The 15,491-nt window shown below is 41.8% G+C and carries 16 protein-coding genes and 4 tRNA genes; 8 read left to right on the top strand and 12 right to left on the bottom strand.

What is annotated here, in order from left to right:
* Nucleotides 1-44: 44 nt before the first annotated feature.
* Nucleotides 45-536, bottom strand: coding sequence for a dihydrofolate reductase (locus LIR34_RS09295; protein WP_173902593.1), 492 nt, complete (start codon nt 534-536; stop codon nt 45-47).
* A gap of 58 nt (nt 537-594) precedes the next feature.
* Nucleotides 595-1,443 carry a thymidylate synthase gene (gene thyA / locus LIR34_RS09290; RefSeq protein ID WP_173902630.1) on the bottom strand — a complete coding sequence of 283 codons (849 nt, stop codon included), beginning with the start codon at nt 1,441-1,443 and terminating at the stop codon, nt 595-597.
* A 152-nt stretch (nt 1,444-1,595) separates the two neighbouring features.
* On the opposite strand from thyA, the gene LIR34_RS09285 reads away from it, so the two are divergent.
* On the top strand, nt 1,596-2,138 hold the full coding sequence (locus tag LIR34_RS09285) for a VanZ family protein (protein ID WP_173902592.1): 543 nt from the start codon (nt 1,596-1,598) through the stop codon (nt 2,136-2,138).
* 36 nt (nt 2,139-2,174) lie between these two features.
* On the opposite strand, the gene LIR34_RS09280 is transcribed toward LIR34_RS09285, so the two are convergent.
* The 4 genes from LIR34_RS09280 to LIR34_RS09265 are packed head-to-tail and all read right to left on the bottom strand — an operon-like array spanning nt 2,175 to nt 5,423.
* A complete protein-coding gene (locus tag LIR34_RS09280; RefSeq protein WP_173902591.1) occupies nt 2,175-2,639 on the bottom strand; it encodes a hypothetical protein in 465 nt (154 codons plus the stop codon).
* Nucleotides 2,639-4,231 (bottom strand): 4-alpha-glucanotransferase, encoded by a 1,593-nt coding sequence (gene malQ / locus LIR34_RS09275; protein ID WP_161285248.1) that lies wholly within the window; start codon nt 4,229-4,231, stop codon nt 2,639-2,641. The genes LIR34_RS09280 and malQ overlap by 1 nt, the downstream gene beginning before the upstream one ends.
* Nucleotides 4,232-4,291: 60 nt before the next feature.
* Nucleotides 4,292-4,435: a hypothetical protein gene (locus LIR34_RS09270; protein ID WP_173902590.1), complete on the bottom strand. Its 144-nt coding sequence runs from the start codon at nt 4,433-4,435 to the stop codon at nt 4,292-4,294.
* Nucleotides 4,436-4,493: 58 nt separating this feature from the next.
* A complete protein-coding gene (locus tag LIR34_RS09265; protein ID WP_173902589.1) occupies nt 4,494-5,423 on the bottom strand; it encodes an alpha/beta fold hydrolase in 930 nt (309 codons plus the stop codon).
* A 132-nt stretch (nt 5,424-5,555) separates the two neighbouring features.
* On the opposite strand from LIR34_RS09265, the gene LIR34_RS09260 reads away from it, so the two are divergent.
* Together LIR34_RS09260 and LIR34_RS09255 are read left to right on the top strand one after the other, a co-directional pair.
* Complete coding sequence (locus LIR34_RS09260; protein WP_173902588.1) at nt 5,556-6,662, top strand: DUF5067 domain-containing protein; 1,107 nt, start codon at nt 5,556-5,558, stop codon at nt 6,660-6,662.
* Between the two features lie 94 nt (nt 6,663-6,756).
* On the top strand, nt 6,757-6,975 hold the full coding sequence (locus tag LIR34_RS09255; protein ID WP_161285252.1) for a DUF378 domain-containing protein: 219 nt from the start codon (nt 6,757-6,759) through the stop codon (nt 6,973-6,975).
* A 42-nt stretch (nt 6,976-7,017) separates the two neighbouring features.
* Here LIR34_RS09255 and LIR34_RS09250 read toward each other — a convergent pair.
* From LIR34_RS09250 to LIR34_RS09240, 3 genes are all read right to left on the bottom strand, one after another.
* Nucleotides 7,018-7,090, bottom strand: a tRNA-Gly gene (locus LIR34_RS09250).
* A 5-nt stretch (nt 7,091-7,095) separates the two neighbouring features.
* Nucleotides 7,096-7,166 (bottom strand) — tRNA-Gly (locus LIR34_RS09245).
* 147 nt (nt 7,167-7,313) lie between these two features.
* The gene (locus LIR34_RS09240; protein WP_161285253.1) at nt 7,314-8,246 is read right to left on the bottom strand and encodes a serine O-acetyltransferase; all 933 of its coding nucleotides are present in this window, start codon (nt 8,244-8,246) and stop codon (nt 7,314-7,316) included.
* A 199-nt stretch (nt 8,247-8,445) separates the two neighbouring features.
* Between LIR34_RS09240 and LIR34_RS09235 the strand changes: the two genes are divergently transcribed.
* Together LIR34_RS09235 and LIR34_RS09230 are read left to right on the top strand one after the other, a co-directional pair.
* A tRNA-Ser gene (locus tag LIR34_RS09235) sits at nt 8,446-8,533 on the top strand.
* A 71-nt stretch (nt 8,534-8,604) separates the two neighbouring features.
* A tRNA-Trp gene (locus LIR34_RS09230) sits at nt 8,605-8,675 on the top strand.
* Between the two features lie 52 nt (nt 8,676-8,727).
* Here the strand turns inward: LIR34_RS09230 and LIR34_RS09225 are convergent.
* The 3 genes from LIR34_RS09225 to LIR34_RS09215 form a co-directional block, all read right to left on the bottom strand.
* Complete coding sequence (locus tag LIR34_RS09225; RefSeq protein ID WP_161285254.1) at nt 8,728-9,348, bottom strand: methylated-DNA--[protein]-cysteine S-methyltransferase; 621 nt, start codon at nt 9,346-9,348, stop codon at nt 8,728-8,730.
* 87 nt (nt 9,349-9,435) lie between these two features.
* Nucleotides 9,436-10,794 (bottom strand): M20 family metallopeptidase, encoded by a 1,359-nt coding sequence (locus LIR34_RS09220; RefSeq protein WP_173902587.1) that lies wholly within the window; start codon nt 10,792-10,794, stop codon nt 9,436-9,438.
* A gap of 65 nt (nt 10,795-10,859) precedes the next feature.
* Entirely contained in the window at nt 10,860-11,744 is an 885-nt protein-coding gene (locus LIR34_RS09215) for a 4Fe-4S dicluster domain-containing protein (RefSeq protein ID WP_161285256.1), read from the bottom strand.
* Between the two features lie 210 nt (nt 11,745-11,954).
* Here LIR34_RS09215 and LIR34_RS09210 point away from each other — a divergent pair, with 210 nt between their 5' ends.
* From LIR34_RS09210 to LIR34_RS09200, 3 genes are read left to right on the top strand one after another with little or no spacing between them, the layout of a single operon-like run.
* A complete protein-coding gene (locus tag LIR34_RS09210) occupies nt 11,955-12,866 on the top strand; it encodes a LysR family transcriptional regulator (protein WP_161285257.1) in 912 nt (303 codons plus the stop codon).
* Between the two features lie 40 nt (nt 12,867-12,906).
* On the top strand, nt 12,907-13,890 hold the full coding sequence (locus LIR34_RS09205; protein ID WP_173902586.1) for an RluA family pseudouridine synthase: 984 nt from the start codon (nt 12,907-12,909) through the stop codon (nt 13,888-13,890).
* Between the two features lie 38 nt (nt 13,891-13,928).
* Nucleotides 13,929-15,290 (top strand): MATE family efflux transporter, encoded by a 1,362-nt coding sequence (locus LIR34_RS09200; protein ID WP_334297687.1) that lies wholly within the window; start codon nt 13,929-13,931, stop codon nt 15,288-15,290.
* Nucleotides 15,291-15,491 lie beyond the last annotated feature (201 nt).

The following is a 15,491-nucleotide window of genomic DNA, read 5'->3' as shown; positions in this document are numbered from 1 at the left end:
CTTGTTTTATTGTTACTGTTTGCTCCGTTCACAGCAGCTTTAAGTTATTTAACTCTCTCATACTTCACAAATGTGTATTCCAGATCAAAATACGTCTGCTCCTCGCTCTCTGCAGTCACCTTCCAATCCGGCATCTCATCAAGATTCGGGAAATAGCTGTCTGCCTCATAGCCAAAATCAATCTTGGTCACATGTGCAGTATCACAATATGGAAGAAGCTGTTTATAAACACTGTCACCACCGATACAGTATACCTGTTCAGCCGGGTATTTTTTGATTTCTTCCAGAAGTTCTTCTATCGTATGAACGATAACTGCATCCTTTACCTTGTAATCTTTGTTTCCGGTAAGAACAATATTTGTTCTGTTCTTAAGCGGAAGCCCGTTTGGAAAGCTTTCCAGAGTCTTACGCCCCATAACAACGACTTTGCCGGTTGTTTCCTGACGAAACATCTTCATGTCAGCCGGGATGCTTACCAGAAGCTTGTTGTCCTTGCCAATTGCCCAGTTCTTATCTGCTGCTACAATAATATTCATATCTGAGTTCCCTTCTTTATTTATATAGTATACTTCCAGATCAGCTTTCTCCGAAAAATCAGATCGCGATCGGAATATTTTTGATCTGAGGCCAGGTCTGATAATTTTCTACGATCAGATCGTCCGTTGTAAAATCATAGAAATTCTTAATCTCCGGATTCAGTCTGACAATCGGTGCCGGATATGGTGTACGACTGATCAGTTCTTTGATAACCGGTACATGACGGTCATAAATATGACAATCCGCGATCACATGAACCAGTTCACCGGCTTCCATATCGCAGGCCTGTGCAAACATCATCAAAAGAATGGAATACTGACATACATTCCAGTTATTTGCTGCCAGAATATCCTGTGAACGCTGATTCAGAACTGCATTCAGGGTCAGCTTATCCTTTCCTGGTTCCTTCGTCACATTAAATGTCATGGAATAAGCACACGGATAAAGATTCATCTCATGAAGATCCTGATGTACATAAATATTTGTCATGATACGACGACTGTATGGATTATTCTTAAGATCATACAGCACTCGATCCACCTGATCCATCATTCCTTCTCTGTACTGATGCTTCACCTGCATCTGATAACCATAAGCCTTACCGATCGATCCATTCTCATCTGCCCAGCTGTCCCATATATGACTGTGAAGATCATGGATATTGTTGGATTTTTTCTGCCAGATCCAGAGGATTTCATCCATAGCACTCTTGAGAGCCGTTTTGCGTAGTGTCAATGCCGGAAATTCTTTGCGCAGATCATAACGGTTGACAACGCCAAATCTCTTGATCGTATATGCCGGAGTTCCATCCTCCCATACCGGGCGAACCTTCTCGCCTTCTGTGCTGGTTCCATTCTCTATCACATCCCTGCACATATTGATAAATGTAACATCTGCTAAACTCATTTGCTCTTCTCCCTTCATGCCGCCAAAATTCTCGCACTGTCTGACAGCATCTTGTGTTTTCTTCGCCATTCTGATAACCAGTATAGCATATCCCTCAAGTCCTTGTCACCATTTTGCTTTACATTTCAAAACGCCCATGCTATATTAATGCCATGAAAATATTGATTACATTACTGAAACCCTTATCTTTTTTGCCGGCGCTTCTTATGATGTATCTGATCTTTTCATTTTCAGCCCAGACCGGGGAGGTGTCCGGGGAATTAAGCTATAAGATCAGTTACAAGATCGTTGAGATCAAAAGTGAGGTTTTACACCAGGAAAAAAGTTACGACGAATTGTACTATGAAGCCGATCAGATCCATTTTTATGTACGAAAAGCCGCTCATATGACAGAATATTTCCTTCTGGCTATTGCAGTTTCTTTTCCGCTTTATGTCTATCGTGTGAGAGGATTCTGGCTGTTTCTGCTCGCCGGAATTATCTGTGTCGGATTCGCAGGGCTGGATGAATACCATCAGTCCTTTGTTGCAGGGCGCGGTCCTTCCGTTCGCGACGTCTGCATCGACAGCAGCGGAGCTTTTATCGGAATCATACTTGTCCAGTTGTTCTGCTGGTCAACATTACATAATCCTGATGCCCCCAAAAGAAGGAAAGTTAAAAAAGTAACCACGCGTAAAAAACGCCGCAGATATTGAAATCTGCGGCATTTCTTTTTTATGTAACGGATTTGTTTATTCCTGATCTTCATGATCAGATTCTTTATCGAACACTGTGCTTTCTGCAGTTTCCTCAGAATTTTCTTCCGTATTCTCTTCATCAAGTCCATCTGCCAGATGAGCTCTTTCTGCAATACTCATAGTTTTCTTCTGCTCAGGTACTTCTTCCGGCTTCTGTTCCGGTTTTGCAGCCTCTGCTGCCTGTTTTGCCTTCTCTCTCTTTATAAGATCTCTGCATCCAACAACCAGCATCACAACTCCGACGATCAGGAAACCAACTCCTGCCGCAAAGAATCCCCAACTGCTGCCGTTCGTACCATTCAGTACATCCTGACACAGCTTATACCCTGTATACAAAAGATAAACTCCTGCCAGAAGCATAATGATGGAACTGCGAAGCGGAGTTCCCTGTTCCTTTGTTTCCTCATTCACAGATTCCTGCATATCCTGTTCCGGCTGTTGTTTATTATTTTCTTCCATTATAATCTCCTCTCGCCTGTCTTACAGTTACTACTCTTATCGATCTGCTCTTCTATTTCTGTCTCTTCTATTTCTGTCTCTTCTTCCGGTTCTTCAGCAACCGGCTCTCTGTAAAGACGGCCATAGATTCTCGTAACTTCTCTCATATGGTACAGAGTCATGTCTGAAATCTGTCCTCTGGTCAGTCTCCACTTCCAGTTGTCACCCAGAGTTGCCGGGGCATTCATACGTGCTTCATTGCCCAGGCACAGATAATCCTGGATCGGGATCACTGCCAGATCTGCCACACTTGCAAGTGCAATACGGATCAGTCCCCATACACAGTCATTTACCGGGGCTTCATAGCAGTTAATATACTCTCTTACAAAATCTCTGTCATGTCCCTGAAGGCCTTCCAGCCATCCCTTAGTTGTCTCATTGTCATGGGTTCCGGTATAGACCACGCAGTTATGTTCATATTTATACGGAAGATATGCACTGTCTTCACTTCCATCAAACGCAAACTGCAATACCTTCATTCCCGGATATCCGCTTTCTTTGAGCATTTCCAGAACACTTTCTGTCAAAAATCCCAGATCCTCTGCGATCACATGCAGATTCTCAAGTTTCTTATTCAGTGTATTAAACAGATCCATTCCTGGGCCTTTTTCCCATTCACCCTTCCGGGCTGTTTTTTCTCCATATGGAATCGCATAATATTCATCAAACCCACGAAAATGATCGATTCTGACAACATCATATAATTCCAGGCAATGTTTCATTCGCTGAACCCACCAGTCATATCCTGAGGCTTTTAATTTCTTCCAATCATACAGTGGATTTCCCCAGAGCTGACCTGTCGCGGAAAATGCATCCGGCGGACATCCGGCTACTGATTTCGGATTATGATCCTTATCAAACTGCAGCATCTCAGGATTCGCCCATGCATCAGAGCTGTCTAACGCTACATAGATCGGCACATCACCAATTATGCTGATGCCCTTTTTGTTTGCATATTTCTTAAGCTTTCTCCACTGAGTGGTAAAGCAGTACTGCTGAAAACGATAAAAATTAATCTCTGTTTCAAGTTCTTTCTCTGCTTCTTTGACCGCTTTAGAATGACGGTCTTTGAGTTCATCCGGCCAGTCGATCCAGCAGATTCCCTTCTGGGAATTCTTGATTGCCATGAATAAACAATAATCTGTCAGCCAGTTCTTCTCTTCCTTAAGGAAAATCTCATAATCCTTATCCTTCAAAAAATCCGATCTCTCATATGCCTTACGAAGAAGTTTATACCTTGACATATACATCTTTTCATAATCTACATAAGATTCGCTTCCACCCCAGTCACAGGACTCACATTCCTCTCTGGTCAGAAGTTTCTCTTCGATCAGATCCTCAAGACTGATAAAATAAGGATTTCCCGCAAAGGTAGAAACTGACTGATAAGGAGAATCTCCATATCCAGTAGGTCCCAACGGAAGTATCTGCCAATACTGCTGTCCTGCTTTCTCCAACTGATCTACAAATTCATAGGCTTCCTTCGAAAAACACCCGATTCCGTATTTTGACGGTATACTGGATATACCCATTAAAATGCCGCTTGCTCTCATTTTATCTCCTCCAAATCTGGTAAATATTCACAAAACACATTATATCAATACCATACCCATTTAGTCAAGATAAATAAAAAGAGAGTTTGTATCTGTATTCCTCACAAACACTTCTTCCTCTTCTCGTTGTCTTTCCCTGCCACAGCCCTCCATGGCCAGACAGAGCATCAACAGACATAAAATAAAAACCTGTTTTTTCCTCACATCATATCTCCGTTTTTATTTTTAGGGTTTCAGAAAAACAGATTTTTATTCATGGATATCAGAAACCTTTTTTCTTTATGTATGTCACAATATTGCTCCAGACTTTTTCTTTCTCTTTTTCATTCAGGATCTCATGTCGCATTCCCGGATAAAGTTTACCTTTTACATCCAAATATCCGGCGCGTCTCATCGCATGGACCGCACTGGCAAATTTACGCACATTGCCAAGGCAGGGATCCTCTGCTCCGCTGATAAAAAGAACCGGCATTCTTGGATTTTTACAGTTCCATTTGTGTACATCATATGCTTTTTTCATAAGTTCGAACAAAGCAAGATAGGCATCATCTGTAAAAGTAAAGCCACATAATTCCGAATCCGCATATGCCTGATAAACCGACGGATCAGAGCAGGTCCAGGCATTTGGATTTCCCTCTTTTCTGAATTTCCATACGTAAGCTCCGAAGGAAAGCATTTCCAGGATATGACTCCTGTGACGATATCCCAGGATCTTTCCCTCTGCCAAAGCAATCATCTCTCCAAGAATCCTTGCCTTGTTTTCACTTGGCGATCCACACACGATCAGCATATCCATGCAGTCATCATGCTCACTTGCAAAGGCCCGCACAGCCAGCGATCCCATACTATGTCCCAAAAGGATCAGCGGAAGATCCGGAAAATATTTACGGATATCACAGTTCACTTTTTCAATGTCTTTAAGCATTCCTCTGGCACCACTGCCATACATATAACCAAGGTCCTCTCTGGTACGGACGCTTTTGCCATGTCCTCTGTGATCATGGATCACTGTCACAAATCCCTGTTCTGCGAGATATTCCATAAATGGTATGTAACGTTCCTTATGTTCACACATTCCATGAACAAGCTGAATGATTGCTCTGTACGGTTTCTGTTCCGGACAGATGCACAGAGCAGAAATTTCCAGCCCATCTGCCTCCGATCTGAAAAAATCTTCGTATTTTTTTACCATAAGCACTTCCTCCTCTTCGTAAAAAGAAATCCCCCTCTGCTTTCTCTGTAATGTTAAGGTTATTTTATGACCTGTAATTGTCCTTGTCAAGTGAGGTTCCCCTCTGCTATAATAAGAAAAAAGGAGGCTCTAATGAGAAAAAATAAAAATAAGCCAGAAACTGTTGATACCTCTTCTGTTTCTGAAGCAGAAGAACTCAACGTTCCCAGAAAGAAAAAAAAGAAAACAGGACTGGTCGTTTTTCTGATCATACTCGTTCTTGCTGTTGCTGGTGCAGCGGCCTGCTATTTTATGGAACGACAGAAACCGATCTCCACAACCAGAAACTATCTTGAGAATGTTCAGGCGATGAACTTCGATGGTATGAAAAATCTTCTGCAGAGCAATGATATGTCTGCCCTGGACAATGCCGATATCACAAGTGAGGCTTACACCAACTTCTTCAAAGCCATCAATCAGAAGATGACTTTTGAGATCCGTAAGACGAAATTCAATATCCAGAATGGAACCGCAACTGTAACCGCACATATCAAATATATTGATGGTTCCGATATTTACAAAGAAGCTGTCACTGAATTTTTTCAACAGATTGCATCTTCCGCATTCTCAGGTGAGACAACAACAGCAGAAGAAACCCAGAAGAAGCTTGCCGCTCTTCTTGAGGAAAAGTCAGGTTCCGTAGCCGATAAGTTTACAGAAACGGATATCAGTTATCCTCTTATCAAGGCTGACGGCAAATGGAAGATCGTCTCTCTGGATGATGAGACAGTTAAGATCATGTCTGCTAACTTTGTCAATGTGCAGGATGAGATCACACAGCCGCTTTCGGAGTCCGGAACTTCTGATTCATCAGCCGCACCGACTTCCGACAGTTCTATTGATATGACTACTGACAAATTCGCCATTCATTATACCAGCTGTCGTGTTACCAATGATTATGCCGGAAATCCCTGCATCCTGATCTATTACGATTATACCAACAAAAACAGTTCACCTTCCAGTGCTATGACAGATGTTCGTCTTCAGGCGATACAGAATGGACAGACACTGGAAATCACTCTTCCTGCTGAGGATGATACTTCTGTAGATCAGTTCATATCCGAGGTAAATCCTGGCCAGACAGTGAATGTGTGTCAGGTATTTTCCCTCAAAGATAAATCTGACGTAACTATTCAGGCGAGCGATAATTATGCTATTGGCGGTGGAACCGTTACTTCTCAGATTTTAAAAGTTCAATAAATTTTTATGAAATATTCGCAGTAAATCTACTGCGAATATTTTTTTTACTTTATGGAATACTAAAACCACAAGAACAAGGAAAGGATGATCATCTATGGAAAATAAATTTCTGAACTGTTTCGCATTAACTGTTTCTATCATTGGAGCTCTAAACTGGGGACTGATCGGATTTTTTAATCTGAACCTTGTGGCCCTCCTTTTTGGAAGCATGAGCTGGATTTCCAGAATCATTTATGCTCTGGTAGGACTCTGTGGTCTTTATCTGTTTTCTTTCTATGGAATGACAGCTGAAGATCAGACAAAAGTCAGCTGAAGATCAAAAAGAAAAGGGCTCTGAATTCTCAGAGTCCTTAAGAGCGATAGACGGGGCTCGAACCCGCGGTCTCGACCTTGGCAAGGTCGCGCGTTACCAACTACGCCACTATCGCATAAGAGCGGGTGATGGGAATCGAACCCACGTATCCAGCTTGGAAGGCTGGTGTTCTACCATTGAACTACACCCGCATATCGCTGTGCTTGCGTTGCGTTTGTGTTTCGCTCGCTTCAACGATATTGAGTATATCTTATTACTCAGTATTTGTCAACAGGTTTTTTTAACTTTTTTCAATTTTTTTTATTTTATATTTTTTCCTGTTTTTATATCATAAATCCTCAATTTTCCCAGTCCCAGACATCTGCTTTGGAAACAGCACTTCTGGACTTCTTGATCACAAGTTCCGGACTCTTGGCACTGACCTTGGTATTAGCCGGAATTGATTCTGTAATAAATGTATTACCACCGATGATCGTATTCTCACCAATAACAGTCTCTCCTCCAAGTACAGAAGCATTCGAATAAATTGTCACATTATCACAAATAGTCGGATGACGTTTGATGTTTGCAAGCTGCTGTCCCTGTCTGGTGGAAAGTGCTCCGAGCGTCACACCCTGATAAAGCTTCACATTGCGTCCAATCTCTGTCGTCTCACCGATGACAACACCGGTTCCATGGTCGATAAAGAAATAATCTCCGATCGTCGCACCCGGGTTAATATCAATGCCAGTCTTGCCATGTGCATATTCTGTCATAATTCTCGGAATATACGGAACTTCTTCTTTATATAAAATATGTGCCAGACGATATACATAAATCGCAAACAATCCTGGATAAGAAGAAATGATCTCTTCTTTACTCTTTGCTGCCGGGTCTCCATCAAAGCCCGCCTGAACATCCTTCAAAAGGCGCTGCTGCACATCAGGAAGCTGTTCAAAAAATCCACCACAGATACGATCCGCTTCTTCTGATGCCCCATCCTGTTCCATTTGGGGATTCGCATACAGAAGTGCAATTTCTATCTGTTCTTTAAGTCTGTCATAAAGATCATTCAGACGATATCCCGCAAAATGCTCCGGAAACATCTTTGCCGCAGAGTCATTCCAGAAATATCCTGGAAAAATAATGGAACGAAGTTCCTTGACCATATCGATTACTGCTGCCCTGCTTGGAAGCTCCCTGTTATTTTGGGGCATAAATAATTCTTCGTTTCTATAATTCTGGGTCAGAACTTCTGTAGCTCTGACGATTACATCTTTTTTTCTGTTCATGGATCTAAACCTCTTTCCGCAATTTCTGCAAAGATGCTAATACCTGATGTATTACTACTCTGCGGATTTCTTTCTTTATATCATATTATAGGATTCTTTTTCCGTCAATAAAAGATTCTTTTTCTGTACAAAAAAGAATTGACCTTTCGCTGCTCAGACTATATAATGGAACATGGTCAGGACATTTTGTTTTGAGTCCGGAGATGTACCCAAGTGGCTGAAGGGTCCGCACTCGAAATGCGGTAGGCCGGGCAACCGGTGCGAGGGTTCAAATCCCTCCATCTCCGCTTGACAAACAGAATATTATCTGCTATAATTCATTTTGTTGCAGATAAAGTTGCAATTATTACAATAATATAGGGGATTGGTCAAATGGTATGATAGGGGTCTCCAAAACCTTTGGTGGGAGTTCGATTCTCTCATCCCCTGCTTAACAAAGCGTGTAAACCTTGAATAAGGATTACACGCTTTATTTTTTATCTCAGATCCCATATTTTTTCAGATCAACTTTCCCATCGATCACTTCCACGCCATCTGCCTTTAGAAGTTTTGCCTGTGCACCCTTTCCCCCAAAAGCAAATTCTCCTGCCAGTTCTCCCTTCGCATTTACGACACGAAAACAGGGTATATGCTCCGGATCCGGATTTTTATGAAGAGCATTTCCCACAGCTCTTGCCATTTTTGCATCACCGGCCATCTCTGCAACCTTTCCATAAGTTGCCACATGTCCTTTCGGAATCCTTTTGACTGCTTCATAAATGCGCTTCGTCGGGCTGTCTGAGATAATATCATAGCTTTCTGCGATCATCCTTCTGATATCTTCATCTGGTATGCTTCCATCCAGAATGATCGTATTCCAGTGTTCTTTATTCTGATGGTATCCAGCAATGACGGAATCGTAAGCTGCACGCCAGAAATCGCGCCATTCTGGACTTACCTTCACATTCAGATTAATATAACCATTTCTCTCATAAATCCACAGAAATGCTTTTTTGCTTTCCTTCACTCTCACCAGCTGCCAGTTTGGATCACGAAAGGGTCTGTCTTCATATACATTCTGAAAGGACATCCCATATTCAAGTGCTTCTTCACGTGTCAACATAACTGCTCATCTCCATTTTCTCAATCTTGTAAGCGAAATACCCGGAGCAAAACTCCGGGTATCATTTGGGATCATATTCTAATGCTGTCAGATAGCAAGCAGGTTTTTGATTGCTTCTATATACACAAGCACTGCCTGTTCCATGCCTGATACAAGAATAAATTCATCTGCACCATGGATACGGTAGTCGATTCCAGGCATTTCAGGACCAAATGCAATAATATTCTTAAGTGATTTTGCATAGGTTCCTCCACCGATTACCATTGGTTTATTTTCTGTGTCACCGGTTACATCCACATAGGCTTTGTAAAGTGCATTGACAAGAGGAGATTCTTTTGGGAAAAACAGTGCATCTCCGATTCCGAGAAGTTCAATACATCCATTCTCATCCTCAAGTTGACCTTCGCACATCTTACGGATCTCATCTGCTTTCAGAGTAACCGGAACACGGATATCGATCGTGCATGTAATATGTCCATCCTCTGTCTTAACGATTCCATTACACAGAGTCAGCTCACCATATTCATCCTCAAATTTAAGTCCAACACCTGAACCATCACAGGCTGTACCTATATGTGCATTATAAAATTTCACAAAATCATCTTCAAATCCGGCTTTTGCAAGACATTCACAGATTACTCCTGCTGCATTAACTCCCAACGTTGGTGTACTTGCATGTGCCGGAATTCCCTTTGCATAAATACTGATCTGTCCGTTCTCTTCCGTCACTTTATATTCCTGGAGTTTGGTTTCTGCAAAAACTGCCTCCAGTTTATCCTTCAGTCCCTCTTCTGCCGGGATGACTGTATTACAGGTGTCACATACTGCATTGGAAACAAATCCGCCATTCATGGAAATAATTCTGGTATTCTTTGAATGCGCCTTCATTATTACCATGCCCTTCTCGCCATGAATACACGGAAAACTTGCATCCGGAGTAAATCCACAGGTTACTTCTTCCGCAACTTTATTGTAATGTTCCATACATTTAGAACCAGTTTCCTCATTGCAGCCCATGATGAGGCGAACTCTTTTATTCAGTTTCACTCCAGAATCGCGGAGAAGTTTCATTGCATAAAGTGCCTCCAGGACCGGTCCCTTATCATCTGTCGTACCACGTCCATAAACATGGTCTCCATCACGGGTAAGAGTAAAAGGATCATATGTCCAGTCACCGCCTACCGGCACAATATCAAGATGTCCGGCAATTCCAACGATTTCCTCTCCTTCTCCCATCTCTACATATCCACAGTAATTGTCCAGATTTACGGTCTTAAAACCAAGTTCATCAGCAATCTTAAGGCCTTCCTCCAAAGCCTTTGCAGGTCCTTCACCAAAAGGCATTCCCTCTGCCGGAGTACCTAGCTGTGAGTCAATTGCAACAAGTCTTCCGAGATTATTGAGCATTTCTTCTGATAATTCATGAATCTGTTCTTTTATATCCATAACTGCCTCCCATTTATTTCAGTTTTTGCTAAAAACTTATCTTCCCCTATCCTAGCAGATATTTCTTATTCAATCAACTCTTTCTCTACATTTTCAAATCCAATTCTCTCAATCGTTTCCGCAAAGCGTTCTCCCTTCATACCATTGTCTCTGAAAAATAGAATTGCTTTTTCAATAACATTGAGAGCTTCTTCTTTTGTGGTAAAAATTTTGTTAAGTGCTCTTCCCTTTGCCGTTTTTTTGCCCCAGCGTCCTCCGATATAGATTTTATATCCATAAGTGCCATCTTCAATTGTATGGAAAGGACATTTTCCTATACAGCGTCCACAATGCCTGCACTGTTCTTCGTCAATCTGAATTTTTCCGTCTGCAACTTTTGCCACATGGTTCGGGCATACCGCCTCTATCGCACATTTTTTACAGCCTTTACACATATCTGTGTCAACCACCGGAATTCTCTGTCCGATAATCCCCACATCATTCAGATTCGGCTTTACACAGTTATTCGGACATCCACCTACAGCAATCTTAAATTTATGTGGCAGTGCAACCTCTCTGTATCCTTCATAAAAGCGCTTATAAATCTCCTCAGAAAGTGCATAGGAATCCAGAAGGCCATATTGGCAGGTTGTTCCCTTGCAGGATACCACCGGCCGCACTTTAGCACCAGTTCCTCCCGTCACCAGACCTTCTTTTGCAATAAACTGCTGAAATTCATTAATCTTATCATAAGGAATTCCCTGTATCTCCACAGAAAGTCTTGTCGTATACAGAAGATTTCCATTTCCAAATTTCTCTGCCGCATCTGCCATACAGCGATGCTGTGCAGCTGTTACCTTGCCATTTACAGTAAGTACACGTGCGGAAAACAGATCTGTTCCTCTGTTATTCAAAAAGCCCATTCCTTTTACTCTTTTTTCATCTTCTTTGCTGACAGTTAATGCTGACATATCTTATCTCCCATCCTGTTTCTTATTTATTCGTAACTGTTCAGTATCCTCACAGTTACAAGTCAAAATGTTATTGTTCACAGTTACGTCAAAATTCATTTTGCTGGCTCACATTCATAATATACCACTTGAGTATGTATTTGAAAAATGATATTATTTTATAGAAACAATAGGTATTATCTATATCAAAAGGAAACAAAATAAAACAAAATGACTATAAGACATCTGACTATTTTTGTTGCAGTAGCTGACCATGGTTCTATGAGCGCCGCTGCTTCTTATTTATATTTATCGCAGCCTACCATAAGCCAGGCAATCCGTGAACTGGAAAAACACTATAACGGACTTTTGTTTGAACGTCTCGGCAGAAAATTATATCTCACAGAACGTGGCAGACTGTTGCTTCCACAGGCACGAAATCTGATCCGGCAGTTTCAGCAGATCGAAGAACTGATGTTAAACCAGGGGCAGTCCTCTACCTTGAAACTTGGTTCCACAATCACGGTCGGAACCTGCCTTACACCGTTTCTTATTCCGAAGCTTCAAAAACTCTGTCCGGAAGTCCGGGTTCATTCCTATGTGAGTAATACCAAGGACATTGAACAAAAGCTTCTTCGTTCTGAACTGGATGTGGGAATTGTAGAAGGTGAGGTTCTTTCCTCGGATCTTAGCGTTCTCCCGATCATAGATGACTGTCTGGTACTTGCTGTAGGTAAAGATCATCCTTTTTATCAGAAAAATTATATTCAGGTGCAGGATCTTGCCGAAGAATCCTTTGCCATGCGTGAGCAGGGAAGCGGAACTCGACAGCTCTTTGAGGAATATATCACCCGACATCAGATTTCTGTCCAGACAGTCTGGGAATCCAACTGTCCCCGTACACTTCTTAATGCAGTGCTTTATGACCAGGTTCTTTCTGTCATGTCTCTTCGACTTATGAAACATGAGATCCACCATAATACAATCCGTGTTTTTTATAACCAGAATGGAGAATGGAATCGCAAGTTCAAGCTTGTCTATCACAAAAACAAATTTCTGACTCCTGCGATCTATGCACTTGAAAAACTGCTTCACACCTATAAAAACATAAAACTACCCGAAAATATGGGAATACTGGAGTAAAAAACAAATCTCACACTTATGTGATAAAGGAACTTTTCTTATGGAAAAATATATTCATCTTACCGTTGCATCGGATTCAGATGTTTTTACCGTCGGACAGTTTCTACGTTCTCAGGGACATCTGACAAAAAAACAGATCAGCCGTGCCAAATTTTATCCTGATGGCATTCAGAAAAACGGTGTCCGCTGCCGCATCACGGAACCTGTACTTGCCGGTGACGAGATCCGTGTCTGCCTGGAAACTTCCGAAATGGATTTTGTCCAGCTTGTTTCAGAGGATTTTTCTTCTCTTGACATTCTGTATGAAGACCAGGATGTCCTTGCCGTAAGCAAACCAGCCGGAATACTTACTCATCCATCCGGCATACATTATGCAGATACCCTTTCCAATCAGGTAGCTGCCTATTTCCAGAATAAAAAGGACTCCGTTCGTGTCCGTCCAATCGGACGGCTCGACAAGGAGACCTCGGGCATTGTTCTGTTTGCCAAAAACAGGGTGGCTGCACAGCGGCTTTTGGTGCAGCGTAAAGAACATATTTTGCAGAAAGAATATCTTGCCGTTGTGGATGGCTATCTGCCCCAGGACTCCCCTGATAGCTGGCATACGATTTCTTTTCCTGTAAAAAAAGTATCTGACCATCCGCTGCGAATGCAGGCTGTTCTCAATCCTGATGCTAATTGTACGGCAGATGCTTCTTTACTACTGCCTGCGCTCACCCATTACTGTACGATTTACAGCACAGTAAACTGGTCATTGATATCTCTCCGTCTCGATAGCGGACGCACACATCAGATTCGTGTCCATATGCAGGCACTCGGGCATCCACTTCTGGGCGATAGCTTATATTATAAAAAAGAAACAACGTCTTCACCTGTACTGCCTGCATTCACTCGCACTGCTCTTCATGCCTGGAAAATAAACTTCCGACAGCCATTTGAACAGAATGAGATCCAACTGACCGGAGAATTACCTGAGGATTTCAAACAACTGGTATCTTATTTACATCCACTTTTTCTACCTTGACAGAGGTATTTTTTCATGTAAAAATACTTTTAGTGATTATTTTATTTTGGAGGTTTTTTATGTCAGATCAGGTTCGTGATATGACCACCGGCTCTCCATCAAAGCTTATTCTACTGTTTGCAGTACCACTGATGCTCGGCAATGTATGTCAGCAGCTTTATACCATGGTAGATACTGTTATTGTAGGGCAGATTGCCGGTGTACAGGCTTTGGCTGCCCTCGGTGCAGTAGAATGGATCATGTGGATGGTTCTTGGTGTATCTACCGGCATTACGCAGGGATTTGCGATTCTTATGGCTCAGGATTACGGAGCACAAAAATGGCGTAAACTAAAACAGACGGTAGCTCATAGTTACAGGCTGACCGCAATGACTGCTGTACTTCTTTTTATCATCAGTCAGACAGGAGCTTATTGGATCCTTACTCTTTTGAACACTCCGGATAATATTATAGGAATGTCTCTTCTTTATCTGCGGATCGTGTTCTGTGGAATCCCTGTTGTAGCTGCCTATAATATTTTTGCCAGTGTCCTTCGTTCTCTCGGAAACAGTCGCACACCATTGATTGCCATGGTAATTGCAGCAATTATCAATATTATTCTGGATCTGATTTTTGTCGGACAATTTCATATGAACGTCGCAGGTGCTGCACTTGCAACTGTTATTGCCCAGGCCTTTTCAGCAATATATTGTTTCTTTGCAGTCCGTAAAATTGATATTGTACATATAACAAGAGAGGATTTTCAGACTGTACCTGGACTCAACCGTAAGCTTCTTACCCTGGGTACTCCGATTCTTTTTCAGGATGTGATCATCTCCGTCGGTGGTCTTGTCGTACAGTTTGTTGTTAATGGTTATGGTTTTCTTTTTGTTGCAGGCTTTACTGCTACAAATAAGCTTTATGGGATCCTGGAGATGGCTGCTATCTCCTATGGATATGCAATTGTGACTTATGTCGGACAGAATCTTGGAGCCGAAAAAATTACCCGGATCAAAAGGGGCGTTCGTGCCAGTGCTGTACTTGCTTTTCTTACTTCTGTTTTTATTTCAATAATCATGTTTATATTTGGCAAGCGTATCCTGACTGCTTTTATTTCCGGCGATCCAGCACAGACGGAACAGGTACTTAATATTGCATGGCATTATCTTTCGATTATGGCAAGTGTTTTATTTATTCTTTATTTTCTTTATGTTTACAGATCTGCTCTTCAGGGACTTGGAAACACAATAATTCCTATGATAAGCGGTATTGTTGAGTTTTTTGTACGAGTAGGTATAGCGTTATTTCTCCCAAAACTTATGGGACAGAATGGAATTTTTTATGCAGAGATTGCTGCATGGACAGGAGCTGCTGTTCTTCTGGCAGCCAGTTATTATATCGATATTCGTAAAATCAAATAAAAGTAATGTTTCACAATGGTTTCCAGGTCATTCTGGGAACCATTGTTTACAGAAAATTTTAATAAAAAAACCAGAGCAAATTTTGCTCTGGTTTTTCATATCGTATCTTCAAAACCACATACATGTTGACTAAGTAATCGAATCAATTTAACCAAGCTTGTTGGTCAAGCCCTCACCCTATTAGTAGCAGTCAGCTCCATA

It is taken from the genome of Blautia sp. MSK17_66 (assembly GCF_020538025.1).
GTDB lineage: Bacteria > Bacillota > Clostridia > Lachnospirales > Lachnospiraceae > Blautia_A.
This window is presented reverse-complemented; position numbering and strand designations above follow the sequence as displayed.